Below are 26,523 nucleotides of genomic sequence, written 5' to 3'. Positions count from 1 at the left end.
TAGGTCTCAAACAAGGAATTTTAAATGATTATTGCCATTGCAAACGCTGTAGATCTGATTTTTCGGGCATATACCATTTTGATTTTTGCCCGCGTTATTTTCTCCTGGATTCGCGTGGATCCGTACCATCCATTCTGGGGACCCATTTTGCGCTTTGTTTTCCAAGCAACGGAACCACTCATTCAGCCCATCCGCCGCCTGCTACCCAGCATGGGTGGCCTCGACTTCACGCCGCTCATTTTGCTCATTGGCTTGGATTTGATTCGGGGACTTGTGGTCAGTCTAATCGTGAGTCTGGCTTAGAACTGTTCAGTTGTTCAAGTTTTCCGGTGCCGTAAACCTGGATACTTGAACACCTAAACACCTGATCACTATCTTAAACCCGTCAAGCTGCGGGCAATCACCATCCGCTGAATTTCGCTAGTACCTTCATAGATTTCCGTAATTTTGGCATCGCGGAAGTACCGCTCCAGCGGCATCTCCTTGCTATACCCCATCCCCCCATGAATTTGAATCGCTTCTGTCGTCACGTACATCGCCGTTTCGCTGGCGTACAGCTTGGCCATGCTGGCTTCTAATGAATAACGGCCGCCTGTCTCTTTAGCCGCTTTCTTGGCCAAACAGGCCTGGTAAATGAGCAAGCGGCTGGCATCCACCCGGCATTTCATATCCGCTAACTTTTGCTGAATCATCTGGAATTGGCCGATTTTTTGACCAAACGCCTCCCGCTCCTGCGCGTAGGCAATGCTGGCTTCTAAAGCGGCTTCGGCAATGCCCAACGCCTGGGAGGCAATGCCAATACGCCCAGCGTCCAGCACCGTCATCGCAATTTTGAACCCTTCGCCTTCTTCACCCAGGCGGTTTTCTACGGAGCATTCGTAGTTATCAAAAATGATTTCGCTGGTGGCGCTGGCGCGAATGCCCAGCTTTGGCTCCGTTTTGCCTCGCTCAAAGCCAGGCTGGTCCGTTTCGATGAGAAACGCTGTCACGCCTCGGTGCTTTTTCTCTGGTTGGGTCATGGTGAACAGCACAATGTAGTCGGCAAATGGCGCGGAGGTTACCCAGGATTTACGGCCGTTTATCACATAATGGGTTCCGGCCTCATTCAAAACCGCACGGCTCCTCATTGTGCCAGCATCACTGCCAGACATGGGTTCTGTGAGGCTGTAGGCACCAATTTTTTGGCCGTTGGCAACGGGCACCACATAGTTTTGAATTTGTTCCTCAGTGCCAAATTTAAGAATGCCGTGGCAATACAGCGAATTATTCACCGACATGACTGTGCCGTGGCTGGCATCGGCCTTGCAAATTTCGGTGAGCGCCAGCGAATATGCCAGCGTGTCCATACCGATGCCGCCGTAATCTTCCGGCACCTCAATGCCCATAAAGCCCAGTTCCCCCATCTTACGCACCGTGTTAATGGGAAATTCACCCGTCTGGTCGTGATGTTCGGCAACGGGAGCCACCTCATTTTGGGCAAAGCGGCGTGCCTCCTGCTGAATCATCTTGTGCTCTTCGGTTATAAAATCAAACATTGTGGGAAATCCTCCAAATAATTGTGAGTGGAGAATTGTGAAGTCTGAATTGTGAATGAAGCCATCCGTTCACAATTCATAATTAATTATTCACAATTCACAATTTCAAAGTCGTTTGTAGATGGTTCATAAAAATCTCAAATTCTTCCGGTGGCAGTTCAAAGCCATCAAGCCAGCGACGGCGTTCTGCCAGCCAGTAGGGACCATCCTTGCTGGTAATAATCTCCGCGGGAATTTCTGGCCGCTGAGGCGCGGCTAAACGTTTCCGTAAGGAGCTATCATATACGCGCTGTGGCTGAATTTGATGGAAAGTTGGTTCCGCATCATTTTCTAGCCAGCGTTCTGCCTGACTTGGGGGTAGGTAAGTGAACACAATGACGTTCTGTTTGCCTGCTTTTAGTTCCACAGCCAAACAGAGCCAACTTTGCGGAACCTGACGTTCCCGCCCAACACGTTGCCAGCCGCGTAAATCAAAGTGCCACGCCAACGGCACAATACCCTGTGCCTGATTTAAGGCTACTTGCTTGCTATTTTCTGTCTGGATGCTAACGCTATCGGGCGTGAGGGTAACGGTACGGCCGCTCGGCCAATGTTTCTTCATATATTTTTCCGCCACCCAAATGACGCCCACCGCCACCGGAAACGCCCCAAAACATGAAAGCGCAAAGGCGTACTCTGCCATCCAGCCTGTCCCCACCGCCCCCAGCAAAGCACGCAAGCCAAAAAAGGCCAAAATCAAAGAAAGAAAAAGTAGCGCAAATACAGCCGTACGCAAGCCCGCATGTTCCTGATCTGCGTGTAAAACTTTGGGGTAAGTCTGGGTTGGTGCCATAACTCTTGCAATACATCCTTGCGCCAATAATACACGGATTCAACCTTTCAAACGAACACCATTTTGTAAAATCACAAATGGGTCGGCTTGACGAATGAAACAAATAAATCTACAAACAATTCGTATCATTCGCTAATTCGTGAGATTCATGATAAATCCTCTTGACGCAAACACCAAAGAAGAATACGCTAGAACAGATGTTTGCTGAACTAGTTATCAACATTGAGGCACCGCTGGAAGGCACGTTTCATTACCACGTCCCCAGCGATCTGCGCCCCAAATTACGCGTCGGCCACTTGGTGGAGGTGGAGTTTGGGCGTCGGTTGGCCCAAGGCATCATCCTGCGCTTCGACGACACGGCTCCCATTGAGGAAACCAAGCCCATCATTGCCCTGATTGATGAGAAGCCGGTGGTTTTTTGGTGGCAAATTGAGCTGGCAGAGTGGCTCAGTCAGAATTACCTGGCCCCGCTCAACGCCTGCCTGCGGCTCATGCTGCCCCCTGGCCTTACCCGCTGGGCCGACGTGACGGTGGACATCAATCCTTATTGGGATGGCAACGGCCGTCTCACCCCTCTCCAGCAGCAAATCATCTCTATCCTCCGGGAGCGTGGCGATTTACGTGGGCGGCAGCTACAGCGAGCGTTGCGTAAAACCAGCGACGGCTCTAAAAAGAAGATTGATTGGAAAACGGCCGTTAACCAACTCACCAAGCGCCAAATCCTCCGCAAAGCCACCGTGCTGGACCCGCCCCGCATCCGCCCCAAGCAAATTCGCACGGCCGAACTGATTGCCAGCGAAGCGCGGGTGAAAGCCGTCGTGCCAAAACTAGGCCGCGCCAACAAGCAGGCAGACGTGCTGCTTTATTTACTCAACAGTGATGATCCCCTGCCGGAAGAAACGGCCGTTCTCGAAGCCACAGGAGCTAAAGAAACTCATTTGAAACAGTTGGAACAGGACGGCCGTATCAACCGCACTCCCGCCCAAACCACCATCCTCCCTACCGGCAAAGAACCACCGCCAGAACTCACCGACTGGTTCACCCAGCTACCCAGTCCGCAAGCAAACTTAACCATTCACAACTCATCATTCACAATTCATTATTTAGAAACTGAAGGTTTCATCCAACGCCTCCACGAACCTGCCACCCTCAGCCTTGCCATCCCCCCCAAGCAACTTCTCGGCCACATTTTAGATTTGCGCCGCGCCACCACCTACCATCACATCCTCACCCTGCTGGCTCGCGCCGCCCAGCCCGTCAGCCTGACGGAGATTTACGCCCAAACCAAAGCCACCATTAACCACCTACGCAAGCTGGCCAAGCTAGACCTCATTCGCTTTGGCTCAGAAGAAGTGTGGCGCGATCCGCTGGCCGACCGAGACTTTGTTCCCGCCGAGGCTCCTATGCTCACCACTGACCAGGCACGAGTCTGGGGGCGCATCAAAGTGGCAATTCTCACTGCCGAAGAGGTTATGGAACAAGGCGAAGAAGAATTCGCTGTTGCCGCGCCCAAACCGATTTTGCTGCATGGCGTCACCGGCAGCGGCAAGACTGAAATCTACATGCGAGCCATTGCCAATGCTTTGGATGAAGGCCAACAGGCCATCGTTTTGGTGCCAGAGATTGCGCTAACGCCGCAAACGGTGCGCCGCTTCGCCGCCCGCTTTCCGGGGCGTGTGGCGGTGCTGCACAGCCGCCTCACCGACGGCGAGCGGTACGACACCTGGCGGCGGGCGCGGCAAGGGCTATTCGACATTGTGGTGGGGCCGCGCAGCGCACTTTTTACGCCGCTGCCCAATCTGGGCGTGATTGTGCTGGATGAGGAGCATGATCCCAGCTATAAACAAACGCCCCCTGTACCGCCGCCGTATTATCATACCCGCGAGGCAGCAATTGCCCTCAGCCAAATCATCGGTGCCACCGTCATCATGGGCAGCGCCACGCCAGATATTGTGACGTATCATCGCGCCCAGAGCGGCCGTTTCCAACTGCTAGAGCTGCAAAAACGGGTCATGGGCCATCGCCAAAGGTTAGAAGGGCAAGCGGAAAGATTGCAGTTGAGGAATCATTATCAACATGACGGCGAAGACCCAGACGACGCCCTTACTATCCCCCTGCCCCCCATCCAGATTGTGGATTTACGGCAAGAGTTGCGGGCAGGGAACCGCTCCATCTTTAGCCGCGCCCTGGAAAAAGCAATTACTGAAACGCTGGAGCGGGGCGAGCAAGCGATTTTGTTTTTGAATCGTCGCGGCTCGGCCACGTTTGTTATCTGCCGCGACTGTGGCTACGTAGCCACCTGCCCCCGCTGCGAACTGCCGCTCACGTACCATCGTCGCAACATGATGCTGGTTTGCCATCATTGCGGCCGTCGGGAACCCCACCAAACCGAATGCCCCACCTGTCAATCGAAGCGGATTCGCTACTTTGGTCTAGGCACAGAAGAGGTGGCAGAGCGCGTGCAGCAGCGATGGCCAGAAGCCCGCATCACCCGCTGGGATCGGGACACCACCGCCGGGCGCAACACCCACGAGACGCTCCTCGCCAGCTTCATTAACCAGGAAGCAGATATTTTGGTGGGCACGCAGATGATTGCCAAAGGATTAGATTTGCCGTTTGTCACGCTGGTGGGGGTAATTTCGGCCGATGTGTCGTTGGGATTACCAGATTACCGCACGGGTGAACGGGCTTTCCAAATTTTGGCGCAGGTGGCGGGTCGTGCCGGGCGTGGTTTACTGGGTGGCCGCGTTATCATCCAAACCTACAAGCCAGAGCATTACGCCATCCAGGCCGCCGCCGAGCATGATTTTGCTTCGTTTTACATTGATGAGATTCGCTTCCGCACGCAGCACAGCTTGCCACCGTTCCGGCGTATGGCCCGGCTGCTGCTCATTGATCCGATTGATGAGCGGGGGAAGCGCGAGGCGGAGGCGTTGGCGAAAGGGTTGCGGCTGCACATTCGGGAGAAGGCGTTGGCGGCGTCTGAGATTTTGGGGCCTGTGCCGCCATTTTTTAACCGGGTAGACGGCCGTTTCCGGTGGCAAATCATCGTGCGTTCCCCAGACCCCAACCGACTACTGGCAGACTTTCCAATCCCGCCCAAGTGGATGGTAGATATCGATCCTGTCAGTACTCTATAAAAAATCTTCTCGCAAAATGCCCATCAGCACGCGATCAACGTAACGGCCGTTTAGCCACAAATGCTGCCGCAATCGTCCCTCTTCCACAAAACCACAGGCGCGATAGCAGCGAATGGCTCGCTCATTTTCGCTATGGGTTTTTAGCCAAACGCGATTGACGTGACGATGGTTGAAGGCATATTGCAGAAGAAGTTGGACAATCTCACGGCCGTATCCCTTGCCCCAGTATGCTTTATCCCCAATTTCCACGCTAAGTTCGCACGTTTGGCTTGTTTGGTCAAAACTATGCAGGCTGCAATGCCCCACATATTGCCCGTCAATCTCAATAGCAAACGAAACCGAATCACCGCCGCCCTCGCTGACGCTTTTATCAAAATGAGCCAGTAAGGATTCCAGCTTGGCAGGCGCGGGCGTATGACCATCCCAAAACCATAGCTCAGGATCATTTTCAAACGCCCACTGTTTTTTCATATCTTCACGGGTGGCTGCACGGAGCAAAACGCGATCACTTTTGAACATGAAATTCCTCAAAACACCCCCGTCGGGACTCGAACCTGAATCTATCGCTTAGGAGGCGATTGCTCTATCCATTGAGCTACGAGGGCAAAATCGAGGCAATGGTAGCGTAAAGTGGATAAAGTGGCTAGTTGCGAGTAAGCTAGTAATTGGTTTACTAGTGGGTAGCTTGTTAGTGGCTGGCATGTGCAAATAGCCATCAACAAGTAGCAACCAGCCATCAGCAACATTGAGGAATAAATGCCACAATCCAAACAACTCCCATTTTTTGTGTACGGCACGCTGCTGCCAGAACAGCCCAACTTTTCTCTGTGGGAATCAGACATTGTCGCCAAGCAACCGGCCACGCTTTGGGGCGGCAGACTGCACGATATGGGATACTATCCCATGCTGGTTCTTGCAGAAGCGGCAGAGGCAGTTCAGGGTATGGTGATCACCGTTAAACCCACGGGGTATGGGGCTGTGCTGCAGCGGCTGGATGCGCTGGAGGGTTACGATCCGAAACAGCCGAACCAAAATGGGTATCGGCGGCGGATGGTAAAGGTGGCTTTGGCAAACGGCCGTTCCCAAAAAGCATGGGTTTACCTGGGGCAATCAGATCTGGTTGTGGACAAGCCCGTTGTGGCCAACGGGGACTGGGCCGCTCATGCTGCCCAAAACCACCCCAGGCTGCAAGATTGGTGGGAAACCATTCAAAGCGTTGCTGGCTTGCACCAAAAACCGTGACCATCCCCAATGAAAACTTAGTGTGAAAGACGGCCGTTTCCTTGACACAGCCTTCAAGCCATCCGTAAAATGGAGCTATTCCGGCATGGGGAGACCATAAGGATTTTTTGCCCACATGAAACGTATCCACCAAAACCCAATCTTCCTCATCGTAGCCCTGGTAGTTTTTGTGAGTTTAGGTTGCCAAGCAGCCACCCTGTTGCCCACAAACGATGGCAATGGCTCTGGCGAAGTTGATGATGAAGCAGTTGTGGCAGCGGCCGTTGCCACCGTGTCGGCACAAGCCGATGTCATTGACATTAGTACCCCTCCCCAGACGACAGAAGTCGTAACCGCTGATTTGGAAAGTCGGTTCATCGAAATTTATAATCGCGTTAACCCAGCAGTGGTACACATCTTTGTCTTTGATGATGACGGGCTCTTTTTGACCACCGGCAGCGGCTTTGTAGTTGATTCTGACGGCAACATCGTTACCAACAACCATGTGGTAACGGGTGGTGCCGAATTCGAGGTTGTTTTTGCCAACGGCAACCGAAGCCGCGCCAACCTGCGCGGAGCCGATGTTGACAGCGATTTGGCTGTTATTCAGGCGGATGATTTGCCAGTAGGCACCCAACCGGTGCCGCTTGGGGATTCCAGCAGCTTGCAGGTGGGCCAATTTGTCATCGCTATCGGCAATCCGTTTGGCGAAGCTGGCTCTATGTCCATCGGCATCATCAGCGGGTTGGGGCGCACTATTGAAAGCCAGCGCGTGGTTGCTGGCGGCAACTTTTCAATTCCCCAAGTTATTCAAACGGATGCGGCGATCAATCCTGGCAACTCAGGTGGCCCGCTGCTCAACCTGAACGGCGAGGTGATTGGTGTGAACAGTGCCATTTTGTCTACCACTGGCGAAAATTCTGGCGTGGGCTTTTCTATCCCCGTGAATGCAGTTCGCAATATCGCCCCATCACTTATTGCCGAAGGAGCGTACACTTACCCCTATTTAGGCATTAGCATGTGGCCCCAACCGTTCACCATTCGGCAGCTTGAGAGGCTCGACTTGCCGCCTAATGGTGTTTACGTTACGGGCGTTCTCGAAGACACACCTGCCGATGAAGCAGGGTTAATCGGGAACAATCTGTCGGTCTCATTTACGGACGACGGCGATTACATCACGGCAATCAACGATCAGCCGGTGCGAGATTCGGATGATTTGCTGAGTTATCTGGTTTTCGAGACAACCGTTGGCGAGACTGTGGAGCTGACGGTCATTCGGGAGGGTGAAGAAATTACGTTACCGCTTACGTTGGGGGAACGGCCGTAACCCACCACTGCACTGCCAAAAAACACCTTGTTAGCCAATTGATTTAGGAGGACAAATGATTACCCAAGAGAAATTCCAGACGCTACTGTCTTTTGAACCAAGCGAGCAGAAGGTATTAACTCTTTACCTGAACACCGATAGCGGCGAGGAGCCGACTGAAGCGATTAAGCTGAAGGCCAAAAACCTCCTGGGCGAGGCCAACTGTATGGAAGCAGATGTTCAGGCTGTAGAAACGTATCTTAACCACAGCTTCGACTGGAAATCGCCAGGGCTGGCCGTGTTTAGCAGCCGAGATGGTGACTTTTTTGAAACGTTTCCAACGGCCGTTTCCTTTCGCAATCGTCTACGCATCACCCCCAAACCGTATCTTAAACCGTTGGGGCATCTGCTAGAGCATTATGCCCATTACGGTGTCATCTTGGTAGACCGTATTGGCGCACGCTTTTTTACCTACCACCTGGGCGAATTGCAGGAAAGCGATGGCTACATGGGCGAGGAAATTCACAAACTCAAGCAAGGGCGAGGCTCCTCAGCCATTGGGCGGCGCGGCGGCACGGGGGGTGGCAGCCGCGAAGAAGAAAACGCCCGCCGCAATTTGCGCGATGCCGCCAATGTTGCCGCTGAGTTTTTTAGCAACAAACCAATCCGCCGCCTCTTCCTGGGCGGTACGGCCGAAAACACCGCTCAGTTCCGTGATTTGCTGCCCAAACAGATGCAAAGCTGCTTGATAGCCAGCTTCGTGATTGACATGAACGCTGGTGAGCATGAAGTGCGTGCGGAAACGCTAAAGCTCCTCAATACCGCCAATGCCGAGCGTGAAAAGAAGCTGGTTAAAACATTATTGGGAACCAGTGCCAGCGGTGGTGCGGCCGTTTTGGGGCTAGACGACACTTTGCAGGCCATCAGTAACCGGCGAGTGCAAACCTTGTTGCTTAGCGATGGCTTCCAGCTGCCGGGCTACGTAGATTACAACTCTGGCTTTGTGGTAGCCAATTTGGCAAAAAGCCCGCTTAGTGAGCCGGAGCTTACGGCCGTTGACGATGTCATTGACACAGCTTTTACCCTCACCCTAAACCAGGGGGCTCATGTGGAAGTGATCCGCGACAACCCCGATTTGGAAAATGCTGGCAACATCGGCGCGCTGCTCCGCTTCTGAAAATAGAGATTAGAGACTGGAGATTTTGAGCCAATCCCTAGCCTCTAATCTTCAATCTCCTCTTTAATGACAATTTCCAAATTTGTTCATGAATTGGCAACGGCCGTTCCGCCACCACGCTGCACCAATCCATACACCGGGGAACGGCCGTTTGCCCAGCAACGCCGCCACAACTTGCAAACCTACCTGCAATTGATGGCTCGGCAGTCGCCCCAACTACTGCTGGTAGGCGAAGCGCCAGGCTACCGAGGCTGCCGCCTGACGGGCGTCCCCTTCACTAGTCCCCACATTTTGGCCAGATTAGGCAAGCAGTTTGGTCTGGGAACCAGCCCCTTCCAGCCAGCAACTGAATGGCCAGAGGTTATCCGTGAAGCCAGCGCCACCATCGTTTGGCGCACCGTTGGCGATTGGCAGCCGCTGCCGCTGCTATGGAACGTTTTTCCTTTTCACCCTTACCAACTCGGCAACCCAAAATCGAACCGCACTCCCAAAACGAGCGAGATTGCCATGGGACGGCCGTTCCTCCATCACCTGCTGCAACTTTTTCCACAAGTAAAGATTGTGGCGGTGGGCAAAAAGGCAGCCGGGGCCTTAGAAAAATGGAGCGTAGCACATACGGCCGTGCGCCACCCCTCTCACGGAGGCGCAAAACAGTTCCAAACCGGGCTGGCCCAGCTCTAGGGCTTTTCTGTAGTCCAGCGCCATCAGAAAACGGACGCGGACGAGCGCAGAAAACGCGGAAACCCAATGATTTATCCGCGTTTTCCGCGTTAATCCGCGTCCCATTGGCTCATAATGCGGACTTTTGAAAAACCCTGGGGTCAGCTACAGAAAATCTTGTAGCGTAGGGAACCTTTCGGGTATAATTTTGGCCATGCCAGTCCAAACGCTCCCGCACGCCGCCGCCCGGAGGAACGCATGAACCAAACCAATTTGCTCAATTTACGGCCGTTGTCCGTTGGCGAACTATTCGACCGTGCTTTCCGCATCTACCGCAACAACTTTGGCATCTTTCTGGGCATTATGCTGCTTACCCAAATCCCCATCTACCTCTTCAACATTGTTTTAACTACGGTGGCTGAAACAGCTCCAAATTTAACCGTCGGTTCAAACTTTGAAAATTTGTTTGGAACGGCCATCATTGCCAGCATTATTGCCTTAATCTTGAGCATTATTTTTTTCCAGATTGGGTCAGCTGCCCTTACCAAAGCAGTGTCGGATAGTTACCTCGGCCGCAAAATTGGCTATTGGGAATCGTTTCAACGAATGGGCAATAGTTGGGCCACGCTCATCTTCGCCAGCATTGTGGCCGGATTTATTGTTTTTGGTTTGGCCATACCGGTAATCATTCTTTTTTTTATACCCTGCATCGGCCCAATTCTTGGGTTTATTGGTGCTTTCATTGTTGGAGCCATTGGCAATGTGCTAATCTCGCTGGTGACCCCGGTGGTGGTACTAGAAAGAAAAGGCGCAATAGCTTCCGTGAGACGCGCCTGGGAGCTGGCAAAGCATCGCTTTTGGTGGGCGTTTGGCTATCTGTTTCTGCTCGGCCTGCTATCTGGCTTGGTAATTTTAGGGCCAACCGCTGTGATCGAATTTTTGTTCGCAACGATTTTGGGTGACACATCCAGTTTCTTCCAGATTATTGTTGAACAGACATCCAACTCACTGCTTTCGGCCGTTTTTATGCCCATCCGCTTGGCTGCCATTACCTTGATGTATTTTGACCTACGAATTCGCTTTGAAGGGTTCGACCTAGCGGTGCTATCCGCTACTGATGATCCGCTTTTGGACGATGCCTCCGAATTTACAACCTGGAACAGTTTATGACCGCACTTCCCCAAAATTTACGGCCTCTGAGCATGGCCCAACTGCTGGATCGAGCCATCCGACTGTACCGCAAAAACTTTCTGCTCTTCATTGGCATTGTGGCTGTTGCTCAAATTCCGGCAACGGCCGTAAATATGATTGGCCTCTGGCTAGCACCTGCCCCTGTAATTGGCTTCAACCCCGCTGCCACCGTGACCGACGTCTGGCTGCAAACGTTTGAAAGCATGGGCTTTGGCAACAACCCGTGGGTGTGGCTTGGGCGGCTGGTAACGCTGCTGTTGGTACAGCTAGCCACCGCCGCCATGACCAAAGCCGTCGCCGAAAATTACCTGGGGCATAAAATTGGATTGTTTGATGCGTACCGCAAAATCGGCCGTTCAGGGCTGACCCTGCTGTGGGCTACCTTCCTCAGTTTGCTTGTCATCATCGGCCTGGTTGTTTGGTGGGTGATTGTGCCTTGTCTGGGCTGGCTCACTGGCCTGGGCATGATTTTCTACTTTGGCCTGGTGGTGCTACCACTGATTGCCCCAATCGTCGTTTTAGAAAAGCGCAGTGCCAGGACAGCCATTCAACGCGCCTGGGATTTATCCCGGCGGCGTTTTTGGTGGCTCATTGGCTTTATGCTGCTGCTGGGGCTGTTTGGGCAGCTTATCGTAACCGGGCCGGCGCTTTTATCGGTGTTAATTGTTGAGGGAGCGATTGGCAGCGGCTTGGATGCCGCTACTGCATCGTTGGTTCAACAGGTCATTGATCTGCTGCTCACCCTCATCTATTTGCCATTGCAGCTCACCTGCGTCACGCTGCTTTATTTTGACGTGCGCGTCCGCACCGAGGGGTTCGATTTGGCGCTGCTGGCCTTGAGCGAAGGAGCCAGTGCCGATAATTTAGCGGCAACGGCTCCCACCACAGACGGTAACGCCACACCTAAATGGGAAGAGATGGGCTACTTTGCCTTAATTGAAGTTGCCTTTGTGGTGTTGTACATTGCGTTGGTATTGGGTCTCATCATCCTTGCCTTTGGGATAGGTGGACTTTGATGCGTTTGCGGGTGCGATACGGCCGTTCCGTCCAGCCGTTCATTATTTTAGCCATTTTCATGGCCGCAATCTTGCTAGCATGGGTGCGCCCTGCTGCCGCCCAATCTGCAATGCCGCTGGATGATTATTGGGAAACCATTGCCCAAATTCGTGATGCGTTGAATGAGGCAAATGAAGATGACAACCGCGCCCGCGAAACGGCCGTTACCACCCTCAGCAACATCACCCAGATCGAACTGGCAGACGGCCGTATCCAACCCATCAATCACACCTTTCTCATTCGCCAGCTAGAAAATGAAAACATGAGCCACGAAGAAGTGGCGACGCTGCTCATTACTTACCGCAGCAGCCGCTTGGGCTGGCCAGACCCCAGCCTGCCCATCGTAGACAAAGCCGCGCTGGACAACGTTTTGAGCCAGCCGGCATTCAATTACGCACCTGAGGAACCCAACTTTCTCCAGCGGCTGTGGCAAGATATTCGCCAATCAATCCAAGACTTTTTCCTGCGCCTGTTCCCTGAAGATAGTGGGGTAAACCTGCCTATCAATAATCTGCTGGTTATTCTAGCAGTTGTGCTGATTATTGGTGCACTGGCCTACGCTCTGCGTGGGCTAATCGGTGACCTCACTGCCGATGCTGCCATGTCTGCCGAGGATGAGCTGAGTGGCGAACCTCTCACTGCTGAACTGGCCTTGCAAAAAGCGCAAGAGCTTTCTACAGGTGGGGATTACCGTACGGCCGTTCGCTATCTCTATCTCTCCTCCCTGCTGCTGCTAGAAGAACGGGGGCTGCTCCGCTACGACCGCTCGCTAACAAACCGAGAATATTTACGCAGCGTTGCCCATCGCCCCGAACTGGCCACCATTTTACGTGAAGTGATAGAGGTGTTCGACCGCGTTTGGTATGGCTTCCAAAGCCTCAGCGCCAGCGAGTACGATACCTACGCCCAGCGCGTCGCCACGCTAAAACAGCAAAAGGAGACACGATGAGACGCCTCAGTCGCGATGGTTGGCTGGCAATCGGCCTCTTCCTGCTGCTGGCGCTGTTCACCACCATCTCGGTGGTGCAGCAAGCCGAGGCGTCGCTCACCGACCCGCCGCTGGCTTCCTACTCCACGCAGCCCCAGGGCAGCCGCGCCCTCTGGCTCTACCTGGAATCCCAGCAGCTTACGCTTACCGATTCGGCTGGCTCATCCTTTGGCGTGCCCAGCAGCGTTGATTTGGCACTGGTGCTGGAGCCAACGGTGGCCTTTACCCCCGGCGAATGGGCCACGCTGCGCGGCTGGGTAGAAGAGGGCGGCACGCTGCTGTTGGCTGGTACCACGCCAGCCACAACGTCGCTAGCGCAAGAGCTGGATGTCGGTTATGGGCTGGTGCCTTCGGCAGATACGGCCGTTTCTAACCAAACGCCGCTGCTCAATGCCCCAGCTCTCAATGAAATGGCCGCCAACGCTGTCTACTTTTTGCGCCCGCAGCGGGATGATTTTGTTACCCTACTGGCCAATCGCGTCGGGAACCCCGTTGCCATTGTGTTTGCGGAGGGAGACGGCCGTGTCATCCTCACAACCGTCACCGAACCGTTTAGCAACGAAGGACTGCAAACCAACGGCAACCCCGAACTGGTGCTAAACCTACTCAACACCACGCCCAACCTGCGCGGCATCTGGTTCGACGAGTGGCACCACGGCGTTCGCCCCGAAGCAGATGCCACCCTCGCATCCAACAACTGGCTTCAGCGCACGCCTGGTGGCCGCGCCTTGCTGCTGGCGCTGGCCATCGTTTTTGTGGGGCTGCTGCTGCGTGGCCGCCACTTTGGCCGCCCCGTGCCGCTGCAAAAAGATATTGTGCGCCGCGCCCCGCTGGAGTACATTACGGGCATTGCTAATCTGAGTAGACGGGCTGGGCATCGAACGGCCGTCTTGCAACATTACCATGATCGGCTCAAGCGAGATTTGGGCGCACGCTACCGCCTCAATCCCAGCCTGCCCGACGAGGAATTCATTAACCAGTTAGCCACTTACCAACCCAATCTAGACACCGACGCCCTGCGCCAAACGCTGCGCCGCCTCTCCCAAACCAACGTCAGCGAAAGCGAAATGGTACAAATCGTCCGCGAAGCCACTTTGTTCGGTAAACAATGAAAGAATTAGCCACGGATTTCGCGGATTTTTGGGATTTAATCTTGCTAATCCGCGAAATCCGCGGCTAAATGAAGGAAAAAACAATGGAACCAACCCAACTCAAAACCATCTACAAAGCCCTGCGCCAAGAGGCCGACAAAGTGCTGGTGGGCCTGGAAGAGCCATTTGAAATGCTCACCATCGCCCTGCTCACGGGCGGGCATGTGTTGCTGGAAGGTGTGCCAGGCACGGCTAAAACGCTCATGGCCAAGACGCTGGCCCAACTGGTGCAGGCAAAGTTTAATCGCATTCAGTTCACCCCCGACCTGATGCCATCGGACATTTTGGGCACGTCCGTGTTCGACATGGGCAGCGGCCAATTTCACCTGAAGAAAGGGCCAATCTTCACCCAGATTTTGTTGGCGGATGAGATCAATCGCGCCCCTGCCAAGACCCAATCTGCCCTGCTAGAAGCAATGGAAGAGCGGCAGGTGAATCTGGAGGGTACCCGCTACCCACTGGGGATGCCCTTCATGGTCATCGCCACACAAAATCCCATCGAGTATGAAGGCACGTACCCGCTGCCAGAGGCGCAGCTAGACCGCTTCCTCTTCAAAATCACCGTGCCCTATTCCGATTTGGACACCGAGATTGAGGTGTTGCGCCGCTACCACAATGGCTTCGACGCCCATGATTTAGCGGCGACAGGTCTCACGGCTCGGCTTCCGGCCAAAGCCGTCGCCCAGGCGCGGCAAGCGATTAACCAGGTGGTGGTGGAAGATGGGGTGCTAAATTACATTGCCCAGGTCGCGGCGGCCTCTCGCCAATCGCCCGATTTGACGCTGGGTGCCAGCACCCGCGCCGCTACGCATGTGCTGCTCTCGTCTAAAACCTTTGCTGCCCTGCAAGGCCGCGACTTCGTGACGCCCGACGATGTGAAGTACGTAACGCCTGCCGTTTACCGCCACCGCATCTTGCTCAAACCAGAAGCCGAAATTGAAGGTCTCAACCCCGACGCTGTCATTCGGCGGCTGCTGGGTCAAGTTGAGGTGCCAAGATAATTTATTGCCACGGATTGCACGGATTTTGAGGATTATTTTTATTTATCTGAGAAAATCTGCGTAATCCGTAGCTATGCTTTTTGTTATGCTTGATACGGCCGTTTCCCACACACCAACCCTCAAAGCAGTCAACCTCTCCCCACTGCGGATTCCTGAAATTCAGCGGAACCCGCTGGGCTTTTTGCAGCAAAATGCGGCGGAACATGGGGATTTCATTCATTACCCGCTGGGGTTGTGGGAAGTTTTTCAGCTCAATCATCCAGATTTAATTGAGCATGTGCTGGTGACCAATCAGCAGAACTACAGCAAAAACACGGTGCAGTACAACACGCTGGCCAAAATCACCGGGCGGGGGCTGCTGACCAGCGACGGCCGTTTCTGGCGCAGGCAGCGGCGCATGATTCAACCCGCCTTTCATCGGCAGCGCGTTCTAGCTTGGGGGCAAATGATGCTGCAAGCGACGCAAAACATGCTGGCTGGCTGGGAAACGGCCGTACACACCAACCAACCGCTGGACATTGACGAAGAGATGATGGCCGTCACCCTCAACATCGTGGGCGAGGCGCTGCTGGGGCTGGATTTGCAGGCAGATGCCAGCCAGCTCACCCATGCTGTCCTCACCATGCTCGAATACGTCGTCTACCGCTCGCAGCAGCCCGTTGCCCTGCCGCTTTCGGTGCCCACGCCGCGCCACCGCCGCTTTCACCAAGGGCTGCGGCTGCTGGATGAGCTTATCGAGCAGGCAGTAAAAAATCACAAACGGGGCAAAGAAAATCCAAACACTATTTTGAGCCAGATGCTAACGGCCGTTGATCACAACAATCAGCCAATGACCAAAGATGAACTGCGCGATGAGGTGATTACTCTGTTGATTGCCGGACATGAGACGGCCGCTTCCGGCCTTACCTGGCTTTTTTACCTGCTGTCACAAAATCCAGCCGTGGAAGAAGATTTATTGGCGGAGATTGACGGTGTGCTGAACGGCCGTCCACCCACCACCGACGATTTACCCAATCTGCCCACCGTCCAGCGCGTCATTGCCGAGGCACTGCGGCTTTACCCGCCCGCCTGGGTCATCACCCGCCGCGCCATCGCAGCAGATATAATTTTCGGAGCAAAAATTTCGGCCAATGCCCTCATCATTATGAGCCCCTACACCACCCAGCGGCATCCTGCCTTTTGGGAAAAGCCAGAGCAATTTTACCCAGACCATTTCATGCCAGAAGCCCAAAAAACACGCTCCCGCTACGCTTATTTTCCCTTCGGCGGCGGCGCACGGCTCTGCATTGGCGATCAATTTGCAAAGGTGGAGATAGGCTTGGTGAGTGCGGCCGTACTGCAAAAATACCGGCTTCAACTACTGCCCAACCACCCCGTCGTCGCCGACCCACTCGTCACCATCCGCCCCAAACATGGCCTGATGATGACGCTTCAAAGGAGATAAAGCCACGGATTTCGCGGATTAGCGCAGATTTTTATTTTTAATCCGCGTAAATCTGCGAAATCCGTGGCAAAACCATGCAGCCAACGAATCGAGGGATACTCATTTTGCTACTCGCCGCCCCCATTTTGGCGGCAGGCACTTGGCTGCCCGCGCTGCAATGGGTGGCTGTGGGCTACCTACTGCTGGTTGGTCTGCTGTTCTGGTTCGATTGGCGAACGGCCGACCCCATTGAAAAACGCTTCGACATCCGCCGCGAACACGACCAGAAGCTTAGTCTGGGCGCCGATAACCCCATCAAAATCTTTGTTCGCAACCGCAGCAATCGCCCCGCCACCGTCTGGCTGCGCGACGAACCGCCCGACGCCTTCAACATCTCCCAGCGGCTGCTCAGTGGGGAAATTGCCCCGCGCCGCACCTGGGAAGCCAGCTACACCGTCCACCCGCTGCGCCGGGGCGATTACCAATTCGGCAACCTCAACCTGCGCTGGCTAGGACCGCTCGGTTTGGCTATCCGTCAGGACAAACTGCCCCTCACAAACTCCGTAAAGGTGTACCCCAATCTGCTGGACGTGCGCCGCTACGATTTACTGCTCCGCAAAAATCGGCTGCAAGAAATTGGCCTCCGCAACACCCGCCAATATGGCGAAGGCACCGAATTTGAACGCCTGCGCGAATATCTGCCCGACGACGAGTATCGCCGCATCAACTGGAAAGCCACCGCCCGCCGCCACCGCCCCGTCACTGTAGAGTACCAAACCGAGCGCAGCCAAAATGTGGTTGCCCTGCTCGACGTGGGACGCATGATGCAAAGTCCTGTCGCCAGAATGGCCAAGCTGGATTATGTGGTCAACGCCGTGCTGCTGCTGGGCTACGTGGCCACCGGCAAAGGGGACAAAGTGGGCATGATGAGCTTCGCCAACGACATCCAGCATTATCTGTCTCCCCGGCAAGGTCGCGGCCAATTTTACCGCATGTTGGAGCTGCTTTACGCCGTCGAAGCGCAACCTGTGGAGTCAGATTACCAACGCGCGCTCAGCTACCTAGCTGCCAAGCAGCGCAAGCGGTCGCTGGTGGTCATCTTTACCGATTTAACGCACGGCATCAGCCTGGATGGATTGGTAAGCCACGCCACGCTGCTGGCCAAGCGCAGCCTGCCGCTGGTCGTCACCATCAGCGACCCGGACGTAGTGCAAGCCGCCCAGCAGCAGCCAGAGGACAGCCAAACAGCCTACCAGCGCATGGCCGCCGCCCAACTGCTGGACCAGCGCCAGATCACGCTGGACCACCTGCGCCAGCAAGGCGTCCTCACCCTGGACGTGCCCGCCAACCAGCTCTCCATCGCCGTCATCAACCGCTACCTGGAGCTAAAAGCAAAAACAATGCTTTAGGAGAGGAAACGGATGAAAAAACGTTTGCTTTTTACTTTTATAGGGCTAATTTGGCTGGTTTTGACGCATACTTCTACAGCTCAGGCTTTGTCGTGCTTATTGGATATGGAAGAACGCTTCTTCTTCCTCTGCGACAATAGCGAATGCACACCCGTTTTTGCCGTTTTGGAGAGAGGCACTGCAAATGCCTGTGAGTGGATTCCATATACTGTGGATTGGCTAGAAATCAGTGATGGGAGGCTTGAGTTAGGTGAGGCTGGCTATTACTTGCAACATTATTTTGCACAAAGGCATCCAAATAGTGCGCCAAACGAGCTTGCATTGGTTTTGTTTGATTTTGCCTCGCAAAAGTCAGAGCAGCAAAACCATCATGGCCTATTTGAAGTCCATACGGATCATTTGGTAAGTGACGCAATTCTTCGGATTTGGGCCAGAGGGGACTCGTACGAAGAGTACCCACAATTACTCAAAAGCACCCATCTAACAAAGCTATCGGATCAAACCAATGAACAAACAGTTTTGACGTGGAGAGATAAAACAGAAGCTGAGCAAAGATGGATTCGATTACAACATCATCTAAAATATTTTGGGCCAACTTTATCTATCTTCACAATCGCCTTCATTGTTCCATTCTGGTATTTCACTCACTTTATGAAAAAAAACCGCCAAAAAATGACAATGAAACGTTTTATGGTTTATTGCATCCAACTATTGTTGATCATCTTATCTGGCATTGTGGCGTTCATGACATTTTTGGGTTGGTTTTATTACCCTATTGTTCCAGCATTGCTATTCGTCATATTTGAGATGATTTATCTGACCAATCTGTCTTCCAAACTGGGTACGACCGTTTAACTCAGGAGCATGTGAATATCTATCAAGAAGGTGTGAAATTATGAGTAAACAAATTATTATCATCGGAGGTGGGCCAGCGGGAATTGAGGCGGCGCGGGCAGCGGCTAAAGTGGGCAGCCGCGTGACACTTATTAGCGAAGGGCCCGTGGGCGGCCGTTCCGGCTGGCATAGCCTGCTGCCCAGCAAGGTGTGGCTCTCGGCGGCGGATACGGCAGGCATGATAGCGGAATCACCCTTTGCGACTAGCCAAGAAAAACCGGCACCTGCCGATATTTTGCCTCATCTGCAACAAATCAAGCAGCAGTGGAGCACGCAGCAAGTTGAAGAGTTGAAATCGCTGGGTGTTGAGATTGTGACCGGGCAGGCGACGTTAAATTCGGCAAATTCTGTTCTTGTGAAGGATAAAGACGGTCAGGAAGTTACTACTCTAAGCGGGGATGCCATCATTTTGGCAACCGGATCGGTGCCGTTTTTCCCGCCGAAGCTCAAACCCAATGGCAAAACGGTGATTGCGCCACGCTTCATGAGCGCGCTAAAGTCGCTGCCGCCCAGCGTGATTGTGGTGGGTGCTGGAGCTACTGGGACTGAGACGGTTTATCTGTTTAATCGGCTGGGTGTGGACGTGACCTGGATTGTGGATCAGTTCGGGGTGTTGCCAGATTATCCCCCAGCAGCGGGTGAGCTGATGGCAGAGATTTTGGCCAAGCGGGGCGTGAAAATCGTGCAGGGGAAGTTAGCGGATCATTTTGAAGAGGAGTATGGTGGGGTAACGGCCGTTCTCGATGACAAAACCCGCGTAACAGCAGCCCTTGCCTTTGTGGCTATTGGCCGCTTTGCCGACGTGGGTCGCCTGAACTTGGCAGCGGCTGGGCTACCCGTTGCAGACCGTGCATTCCCAGAGACGAATGTATTTTGCCAAACGGCCGTACCCACCATTTACGCCGTCGGGGATGCCGCTGGCCCACCGATGGTAGCCAATCGAGCCATGGCGATGGCGCGGGTGGCTGGCTTGCACGCTGCGGGGGCGCAAGTTACACCATTTAATCCCAGTGCGGTTGTGGCGGCCGTTTATTCAGAACCACAGGTTGCTCAAGTTGGCACAACATATGCTGACGATGGCTCGATTCAAACCACACGGCTTGGTTTTGGCGCGGTGATGAAGGCGCATTTGCTGGGTGAGACAGAAGGATTTGTGGAGTTGGCATTTGATGGTGAGCGAAAAGTTGTGGGGGGAACGGCCGTTGGCCCCCACGCAGGAGACGTTTTAGCTCCGGTAGCGTTAGCCATTCAGGTTGGTGCTTCGTTAGACGATCTGGCCAGCATCTTTGCGACCCACCCAACCCTCAGCGAACTACCATTTGCGGCTGCAAGGCACCTGTAATCACAGAGAGTCCTGGAGGCACATTATCGAGTAGAATACGTCCATGCCCTAATTGGAATAACATCTATTGTCCCCAGAAAGTTACTGGATTGGATAAAAAATGGTTAAGGAAATTGAGGCAGTATATTCAGAAGAAGGATATTGTATCGTTCGCCATGCAGTTGACGAAAATAAGATAAAAACACTGCAACAACTGATAGCACCCATTCAAAAGCGAAAAAGAAAAGTTCATCTACTTGGTCAACCTATGATCGTTGAGGCTGTTCACCAGGTTGTAAAACCTATCTTTAGCAACATTGGTATCACTGTGGATAAACTGGAAGAACTTTATCTACTTGTTGCTAAAACATCCCAGTTAGTTAAATTGGGTTGGCATAGAGATGCCAAAGTCGGCAACGGGATACATTCGTTTCAGCTTCCGCTACTGCCAGGAGACAATATTCATCAGATTGTTCCGGGTACACACCTGCGTGAAATTAACGAGGCCGAAATATTGGCAAGGAATGCTGGGGGTAAAGATATGCCCAATGCAATTAGAATCGATCTGGCAGCGGGCGACATTTTGTTGAGAAGCCCATTTCTCTTTCATCGGGGATACTCAGTTCAGGGTGTCGAACGATTGACCTTTGTTGGCACCTATTCAGAATTAACTTTAGGCGATTGAGGAATTGACAGTTGGTGGTGCAAAAGAGCAAATCGCTGCCCAGCGTCAGCCCGCTGGTGGATGCCACGCAGCATAAAGTAATGCCGCCAACAACAGCACAATCGTAAAGAGCCGATCTTTATTCACGCCCTCTCCCCACCAATAACAGGTAACTGTACAGCAAGATGCCTGTGATTGCACCGACGCTCCATTTGACTGGCCAGGGGATATTTTCATTCGGTGAAATGAAGCCCTCAATGAGCCCGGCAACGATGAGAATTGGTACACAGCCCATAATGAGCCGCACCGCCTTACGTGCCGCTAGCATGAGCGCATCCCCCCGTTTAAGCAGCCCTGGCTGAATGATGGCCCAGCCCAACATGAGGCCAGAGCCACCCGCAATGAAGATAGCCGAAAGCTCAATGACACCGTGACCAATAACAAAAGTCCATAGCTCAAAGCCAACATGGTAATGGGCGGTGAGACCTGTAATGCCGCCCAGCAACAGGCCGTTGAAGATAAGAATGTATAGGCTAAATAATCCAGCGGTAATGCCCCCGCCAAATGCCATGAAAGATACTTGAATGTTGTTGGACATGATAAAAGCGGAAGCATACGGCCGTTCCTCCACCGGTATATTTGTCCACAACTCCTGGTCTTCAATGCCTGGCCGCAGCTCCTGCACGCTGGCAGGCAGCAACCAGGTAGAGGCATCTGGCTCCCAATTGGTGAGGAATCCAGCAATGATGGCAGGGATGCACAAGAGCAAAGCGGCCGTGATGATGAATGGCAACGCCTCACGAAACGTTTGGGGCAAACCAACCAGAAAATAATGCTTCAGCCGCCGCACCGCCAGCGGTTCCCCCTGGTAGATGGTAGCGTGACCTCGCGCTACTAATTGATTGAGGAATGTTGTCACCTGTTGGCGCGGGTACTCTCGCTGCGCCAAAGCCAAATCGGACGTAACCGAACGGTAAAGCTGCCCCATTTGCTGCACCTCGTTTGGGCTGAGGCTGCTCATCTGTTGACTTTTGTCTAGCAGTGCGGTTAACTTTTGCCAATCGGCCTGGCGCGAGCGGTAGAATTGTTCAGCGTTCATAAATGGCATTATACTTGGAGATAAGTAAATTTGGAACATACAGGATAATAAATGACAGCACCGGATGAATTCCTGAATATTGATACCCCAGAAAATGTGATTTTTGGCTATGAGGTCGTGGGCATTGGCTCGCGCTTTTTGGCAGCATTGGTTGACACGACCATCATTGGTTTGCTATTGCTAGCCACCAATGCGATTCTGATTCTGGTTTTGTTGGGCGGTTTCGAGCTGCTAGAGGATGCGAGCGGGGTTATTCTGGCCTTGCTTTCGCTAATTAGTTTTGCTTTTTTCTGGGGCTACTACATCCTTTTCGAGATGCTGTGGAATGGCAGCTCGCCGGGCAAGCAGCTCGTGAGCATTCGGGTCATTCGGGCCGATGGCAGGCCAATCACCCTGGCCGAATCAGTGATTCGCAATTTGGTGCGAATTGTGGACTTTTTACCGGGAGCTTACGGGCTGGGTCTGGTGACGATGTTTATTGATGGCAAGGCGCGGCGGCTGGGTGATTTGGCGGCAAATACTTTGGTGGTGCGAGAGCAAACGGCCGTTTCCCTCGAATCCCTTGCCGAAACGAACACCACCTCAACCAGTAAGATTCATAGCCGTGTCCTCGGTTCGGCTGAAAAAGAAGCTGCCAAATGGCCTGTGGAAAAACTTACCGAGGCAGATATCCAGCTAGCTGAGTCGCTGCTGCAGCGGTACAACGACCTGCCCAACGGCTTCACCCTGGCCAACCAAATTCTCAACCGGCTGCTAGAACGAATGGAAGTAGCCAGAAACCCGGTACGGCCGTCTGAAGCCATCTATGCCATCAAGTACATCGTGCAAATGTACCATTACGAACGATAGTTTCTGGTTACCACGCCTCTTTCCGGCAGCTTCGCCCCATTCAACCTCTTCTACTTTATATTATATTCTGGAGGCATTTCAGCTATCAAACCTTCAATCTTGATGCGCCTTCGAACCCTCTGGGACGATTCAACAACGATCTTGCCATTCTGAACAGAAACTTTAACTTCGTCACCAACCTCCATATGCGCTTCCTCCAAAATTGCTTTAGAAAAACGCAAACCCTGGCTGTTGCCCCATTTTTGAACTTTTGTAAACATTGAGTGCCTCATAAAATTCATAGCCATAGTTTGTACAAAATGTCTGCATAAAGCAACCACCCATTATTAAAATTGATCAGGATTTTGCGGCCAGATAGTCAGTATAGCCACCATCGAATTCGGTGAAACGGCCGTCCTCCAACTCCAGCACCCGATCCACCACCTGATCCAAAAAGTAGCGGTCATGCGACACAACCAGCAGCGTTCCTTCAAACTCGTCTAGCGTTTGTTCCAGCACCTCAATGGAGGCAATGTCTAGATTGTTGGTAGGTTCATCAAGCAGGAGTAGATTCGGCCGTTCCAGCACCAGCTTGGCTAGCTGCAAGCGGCTGCGCTCACCGCCGCTCAGTTTAGCGATGGGCTGCTGCATCTGGTCATAGCTGTACAAAAAGCGATGCAGGAAGGCCACTGCCACCTCCCGGCTCACGGGAGCCGTCTGACGGAGTTCGGTAATAAGGTCACGACCGTAATCCAGTGTTTCTTGCTCCTGGGCATAGTAGCCAATCTTCACGCTGGGGCCAATTTTGATCTGCCCGCTCTGAATATTTTCTGCATCCAGCAGTTGCTTTAGCAAAAACGATTTGCCTGCCCCATTGGGGCCAACCAGCCCCACCCGCTCGCCGTGCCACAAAATTTGGTTGAGTTGGTTGAAGATAACACGGCCGTTTTCAAACCGCCGCGTCACATTTTCCAGCTCCAGCACCTTGTTGCTGCCTCGCCATCCTGCTAAATTCAGCGACATGCGCCGCTGCTCGGCCACTTTTTCCACCTTGTCCATTTTGTCTAGCATTTTACGGCGGCTGCGCGCCTGCTTGATGTGCCGCTCGTTCACCACCAGCGACGCCCACAGCTCAAAGCGGGCAATCGCGGCCTCGATGCGGGCAATCTCCTTTTGCTGGGCGGCGTATAGCTGTGCCTGCCGCAGTCGCGCCAGCTCCCGCTCGGTAGTGTAGTTGGTATAATTACCCACGTAGAGGGTGATACGGCCGTTTTCCAATTCAGCAATGTGTGTGGCAATTTCATCCAGCAGGTAACGGTCATGGGAAATGATCACCACACAGCCAGCGTAGCTGCGAATGACCGCCTCCAACTTTTGCTTGGCCGCTAAATCCAGATGGTTGTCCGGCTCATCCAACAGCAGTAAATCGGGTTGCTGCACCAGCAGCTTGGCTAGCATGATCAGCTTCTTTTGCCCGCCGCTCAGATGCTCCGTTTGCGTTTCCCAACGTTCTTGCGGAAAGCCCAAGCGCGTCAGCGTCTCTTTCACACGACTTTCGTAGCTGGCACCGCCTAGCTGTTCAAGCTGATGCAGCAACTTTTCGTGCTGGGCCATCACCTTTGCCAGCCGTTCGCCATCTTCATACACGGCGGGCGTGCCCATCTGCTGCTCTAAATCGGCCAGTTTTTGATGCACAACGGCAATTTGGGGAACGGCCGTCATCGCCTCAACCAGCACCGAATTCCCAGCAGGCAGCTCAGGCTCCTGCTGTAGCCGCCCCCACGTTAGCCCAGACTTGCGAAAAATGTTGCCCTCGTCCGGCTCCAGTTCGCGGGCAACCAGCTTCAGCAAGGTAGATTTGCCCGCCCCGTTCGGCCCCACCAGCCCAATGCGCTGTTGGTTCTGCACTTCCCAACTCAAGCCAGACAGGATCAGCTTTCCAGTTAAAGAAACTGCAATTTTATCGAGATTAAACAAAATTTCTGCCATCATTTGCTCCAGGTGTGGTGATTGGGGCTGGCATTTGGAGGTTGCCAGCCTCCAAACGCATAATTTTTCAAACAAAAAAGGCCGAGGCTAACAATCGCCTCGGCCTTGAAAAGCATCTCAGTTTACATAACATTCATTCAGGAGGCGCACCGATATTAGGAAGCAACGAAATAGAGCCAAAACGAATGGTGGATGTGTACCGACGGTCGAACCTAATCATGAACATCATAGGCAAAGAATATCCTAAGCAGCGGCGGGGCGCAAATGCCCAATTGCACAATCGCAGGTATACTTTGGCGCATGGACAAGAAGGTATCATTGCTGCTCATTTTGCTGCTGTTGATCACAGTCGGGTGCGATTTAGCCAACAATTTTAACCAAGCTTCACCGGATGAAATTGAGCCAAGCACAACGGCCGTTTTCCCCTCAGTTGCCACTAACACCCCCTCGGCCGAAACCACCCCGGATATTGCCATCCCCAGCACACCAGTAACCCAAACACGGCCGTCGCTGCGCGTTTGGCTACCCCCGGAAATTGCATTGGCAACGGACGAAGGCGCAACAATACTAAACGCCCAGCTCGCCGCCTATCGCAGCAACCATCCCGAAATTGACCTCATTGTCGAACAAAAATCAGTTAGTGGTCAGAGCGGAATCCTCAACTATTTACGCACGGGGCAAACCATCGCGCCAAATATTTTGCCAGACCTCGTTGCTGTTCCTATTGATCAACTCAGTTTGGCACAATCTGAAGAGCTTATCTACCCGCTGGGCAATCTCATTGAAGCCAGCTTGCTAGAAGATTTATTCCCAGCAGCCCTAGACATGGTGTTAGAAGAAAATCAGGTGGGTGGCTACCCATTTGTGGTTACAGAACTGTCTCATTTAGCTTACAACAGCCAGCTTATCACGGGCACAATCGCCAGCCAGTGGCGGCTATTTGCTGAACAACCTTACAGCTTTGTCTTCCCTGCCAGCGGCAATGCAGGTGGCATATTGGGTTTACAACTGTATCTGGCAGCCGAAGGTACGCTGACCAATGAGGCGGGGCAAGCTGCGCTGCAACTAGGACCGCTCACAGCAGCTTTAGAGCAGCTCTTCACCGCCGAAAATTTCGGGCTTATCCTGAACCAAAGCAGCAATTATGTGACGTTTCAAGAAACATGGCCTTTGCTGCAAGCCGGCACAGCCTCGATTGCCCTCACCAACAGTGAGCAATTTTTGCAGCAGCGGGATGAAGATGGGGTTTTTGTGGCAACGGCCGTTCCTGGTTTTAACCAGCAGCTTACCCCACTGGTCTCCGGCTGGGCCTGGGCAATCAGCACGGCCGACCCCACCCAGCAGGCGTTGGCGGCAGAATTGCTCAACACGCTCATCGAAGGCAACAATTTGGGCGAGTGGAGCTACGCCAGCGGCTACCTACCGGCCCGGCAGGCTGCGCTTGCCTTTTGGCCCGATACGGATAGCTACACCGCATTTGCCCGCAGCCAGCTTAACCAAGCCCAACCGCTGCCAATTAGCCCCAGCAGCAACATCATGACCGTCCTCAACAACGCCGTCTTCGACGTGATCACGCTTGCCAAATCGCCCCCAACCGCTGCCGAAGAAGCCGTCGCTGCCCTGCAACAGTAAGTCGCC

The 26,523-nt window shown here is 53.4% G+C and carries 24 protein-coding genes and 1 tRNA gene; 18 read left to right on the top strand and 7 right to left on the bottom strand.

Annotation, left to right across the window (positions count from 1 at the left end; translation table 11 throughout):
* The first annotated feature begins 24 nt into the window (after nucleotides 1–24).
* Nucleotides 25–303 (top strand): YggT family protein, encoded by a 279-nt coding sequence (locus ACOQPM_RS26810; protein ID WP_420631464.1) that lies wholly within the window; start codon nucleotides 25–27, stop codon nucleotides 301–303.
* Between the two features lie 68 nt (nucleotides 304–371).
* Here the strand turns inward: ACOQPM_RS26810 and ACOQPM_RS26805 are convergent, their stop codons facing one another.
* Both ACOQPM_RS26805 and ACOQPM_RS26800 read right to left on the bottom strand, forming a co-directional pair.
* Entirely contained in the window at nucleotides 372–1,535 is a 1,164-nt protein-coding gene (locus ACOQPM_RS26805) for an acyl-CoA dehydrogenase family protein (RefSeq protein ID WP_420631463.1), read from the bottom strand.
* Between the two features lie 97 nt (nucleotides 1,536–1,632).
* Complete coding sequence (locus ACOQPM_RS26800; protein ID WP_420631462.1) at nucleotides 1,633–2,367, bottom strand: hypothetical protein; 735 nt, start codon at nucleotides 2,365–2,367, stop codon at nucleotides 1,633–1,635.
* Nucleotides 2,368–2,528: 161 nt separating this feature from the next.
* Here ACOQPM_RS26800 and priA point away from each other — a divergent pair, with 161 nt between their 5' ends.
* Nucleotides 2,529–5,507, top strand: a complete 2,979-nt coding sequence (gene priA, locus ACOQPM_RS26795; protein WP_420631461.1) for a replication restart helicase PriA — start codon at nucleotides 2,529–2,531, stop codon at nucleotides 5,505–5,507.
* On the opposite strand, the gene ACOQPM_RS26790 is transcribed toward priA, so the two are convergent.
* Nucleotides 5,502–6,026, bottom strand: coding sequence for a GNAT family N-acetyltransferase (locus tag ACOQPM_RS26790; RefSeq protein ID WP_420631460.1), 525 nt, complete (start codon nucleotides 6,024–6,026; stop codon nucleotides 5,502–5,504). The genes priA and ACOQPM_RS26790 overlap by 6 nt on opposite strands.
* A 14-nt stretch (nucleotides 6,027–6,040) precedes the next feature.
* Nucleotides 6,041–6,112: transfer RNA gene (locus tag ACOQPM_RS26785), tRNA-Arg, on the bottom strand.
* A gap of 151 nt (nucleotides 6,113–6,263) precedes the next feature.
* On the opposite strand from ACOQPM_RS26785, the gene ACOQPM_RS26780 reads away from it, so the two are divergent.
* From ACOQPM_RS26780 to ACOQPM_RS26715, 14 genes are all read left to right on the top strand, one after another.
* Nucleotides 6,264–6,749, top strand: a complete 486-nt coding sequence (locus tag ACOQPM_RS26780; protein ID WP_420631459.1) for a gamma-glutamylcyclotransferase family protein — start codon at nucleotides 6,264–6,266, stop codon at nucleotides 6,747–6,749.
* 115 nt (nucleotides 6,750–6,864) lie between these two features.
* Entirely contained in the window at nucleotides 6,865–8,055 is a 1,191-nt protein-coding gene (locus ACOQPM_RS26775; protein WP_420631458.1) for a S1C family serine protease, read from the top strand.
* A gap of 55 nt (nucleotides 8,056–8,110) precedes the next feature.
* Complete coding sequence (locus tag ACOQPM_RS26770; RefSeq protein ID WP_420631457.1) at nucleotides 8,111–9,211, top strand: hypothetical protein; 1,101 nt, start codon at nucleotides 8,111–8,113, stop codon at nucleotides 9,209–9,211.
* A gap of 66 nt (nucleotides 9,212–9,277) precedes the next feature.
* Entirely contained in the window at nucleotides 9,278–9,892 is a 615-nt protein-coding gene (locus tag ACOQPM_RS26765; protein ID WP_420631456.1) for a uracil-DNA glycosylase, read from the top strand.
* Nucleotides 9,893–10,129: 237 nt separating this feature from the next.
* Nucleotides 10,130–11,041 (top strand): hypothetical protein, encoded by a 912-nt coding sequence (locus ACOQPM_RS26760; protein WP_420631455.1) that lies wholly within the window; start codon nucleotides 10,130–10,132, stop codon nucleotides 11,039–11,041.
* Nucleotides 11,038–12,078, top strand: coding sequence for a hypothetical protein (locus ACOQPM_RS26755; RefSeq protein WP_420631454.1), 1,041 nt, complete (start codon nucleotides 11,038–11,040; stop codon nucleotides 12,076–12,078). Before ACOQPM_RS26760 ends, ACOQPM_RS26755 begins: the two co-directional genes overlap by 4 nt.
* Nucleotides 12,078–13,067: a DUF4129 domain-containing protein gene (locus tag ACOQPM_RS26750; RefSeq protein WP_420631453.1), complete on the top strand. Its 990-nt coding sequence runs from the start codon at nucleotides 12,078–12,080 to the stop codon at nucleotides 13,065–13,067. Before ACOQPM_RS26755 ends, ACOQPM_RS26750 begins: the two co-directional genes overlap by 1 nt.
* The gene (locus ACOQPM_RS26745) at nucleotides 13,064–14,218 is read left to right on the top strand and encodes a DUF4350 domain-containing protein (protein ID WP_420631452.1); all 1,155 of its coding nucleotides are present in this window, start codon (nucleotides 13,064–13,066) and stop codon (nucleotides 14,216–14,218) included. Before ACOQPM_RS26750 ends, ACOQPM_RS26745 begins: the two co-directional genes overlap by 4 nt.
* 83 nt (nucleotides 14,219–14,301) lie before the next feature.
* Complete coding sequence (locus ACOQPM_RS26740) at nucleotides 14,302–15,258, top strand: AAA family ATPase (RefSeq protein WP_420631451.1); 957 nt, start codon at nucleotides 14,302–14,304, stop codon at nucleotides 15,256–15,258.
* Nucleotides 15,259–15,331: 73 nt separating this feature from the next.
* The gene (locus tag ACOQPM_RS26735; RefSeq protein ID WP_420631450.1) at nucleotides 15,332–16,702 is read left to right on the top strand and encodes a cytochrome P450; all 1,371 of its coding nucleotides are present in this window, start codon (nucleotides 15,332–15,334) and stop codon (nucleotides 16,700–16,702) included.
* Nucleotides 16,703–16,776: 74 nt separating this feature from the next.
* Nucleotides 16,777–18,090 (top strand): DUF58 domain-containing protein, encoded by a 1,314-nt coding sequence (locus ACOQPM_RS26730; protein WP_420631449.1) that lies wholly within the window; start codon nucleotides 16,777–16,779, stop codon nucleotides 18,088–18,090.
* Between the two features lie 12 nt (nucleotides 18,091–18,102).
* Nucleotides 18,103–18,945, top strand: a complete 843-nt coding sequence (locus ACOQPM_RS26725; protein WP_420631448.1) for a hypothetical protein — start codon at nucleotides 18,103–18,105, stop codon at nucleotides 18,943–18,945.
* Nucleotides 18,946–18,985: 40 nt separating this feature from the next.
* Entirely contained in the window at nucleotides 18,986–20,326 is a 1,341-nt protein-coding gene (locus tag ACOQPM_RS26720; RefSeq protein ID WP_420631447.1) for a dihydrolipoyl dehydrogenase family protein, read from the top strand.
* A 100-nt stretch (nucleotides 20,327–20,426) separates the two neighbouring features.
* Nucleotides 20,427–20,990: a hypothetical protein gene (locus tag ACOQPM_RS26715; protein WP_420631446.1), complete on the top strand. Its 564-nt coding sequence runs from the start codon at nucleotides 20,427–20,429 to the stop codon at nucleotides 20,988–20,990.
* Nucleotides 20,991–21,108: 118 nt separating this feature from the next.
* Here the strand turns inward: ACOQPM_RS26715 and ACOQPM_RS26710 are convergent, their stop codons facing one another.
* A complete protein-coding gene (locus tag ACOQPM_RS26710; RefSeq protein ID WP_420631445.1) occupies nucleotides 21,109–22,068 on the bottom strand; it encodes a stage II sporulation protein M in 960 nt (319 codons plus the stop codon).
* Between the two features lie 51 nt (nucleotides 22,069–22,119).
* Between ACOQPM_RS26710 and ACOQPM_RS26705 the strand changes: the two genes are divergently transcribed.
* A complete protein-coding gene (locus tag ACOQPM_RS26705; protein WP_420631444.1) occupies nucleotides 22,120–22,917 on the top strand; it encodes an RDD family protein in 798 nt (265 codons plus the stop codon).
* Between the two features lie 50 nt (nucleotides 22,918–22,967).
* Here ACOQPM_RS26705 and ACOQPM_RS26700 read toward each other — a convergent pair whose 3' ends face one another.
* Nucleotides 22,968–23,177, bottom strand: a complete 210-nt coding sequence (locus tag ACOQPM_RS26700; protein ID WP_420631443.1) for a transcriptional regulator/antitoxin, MazE — start codon at nucleotides 23,175–23,177, stop codon at nucleotides 22,968–22,970.
* A gap of 76 nt (nucleotides 23,178–23,253) precedes the next feature.
* Nucleotides 23,254–24,888, bottom strand: a complete 1,635-nt coding sequence (locus ACOQPM_RS26695; protein ID WP_420631442.1) for an ABC-F family ATP-binding cassette domain-containing protein — start codon at nucleotides 24,886–24,888, stop codon at nucleotides 23,254–23,256.
* Between the two features lie 297 nt (nucleotides 24,889–25,185).
* On the opposite strand from ACOQPM_RS26695, the gene ACOQPM_RS26690 reads away from it, so the two are divergent.
* Nucleotides 25,186–26,517: an extracellular solute-binding protein gene (locus tag ACOQPM_RS26690; protein ID WP_420631441.1), complete on the top strand. Its 1,332-nt coding sequence runs from the start codon at nucleotides 25,186–25,188 to the stop codon at nucleotides 26,515–26,517.
* Nucleotides 26,518–26,523: the final 6 nt, after the last annotated feature.

The organism is Candidatus Leptofilum sp., from assembly GCF_965223525.1.
Classification (GTDB): domain Bacteria; phylum Chloroflexota; class Anaerolineae; order Promineifilales; family Promineifilaceae; genus Leptofilum.
Note: the sequence above shows the minus strand (reverse complement) of the source record. Positions and strands in the feature narration are given on the sequence as shown.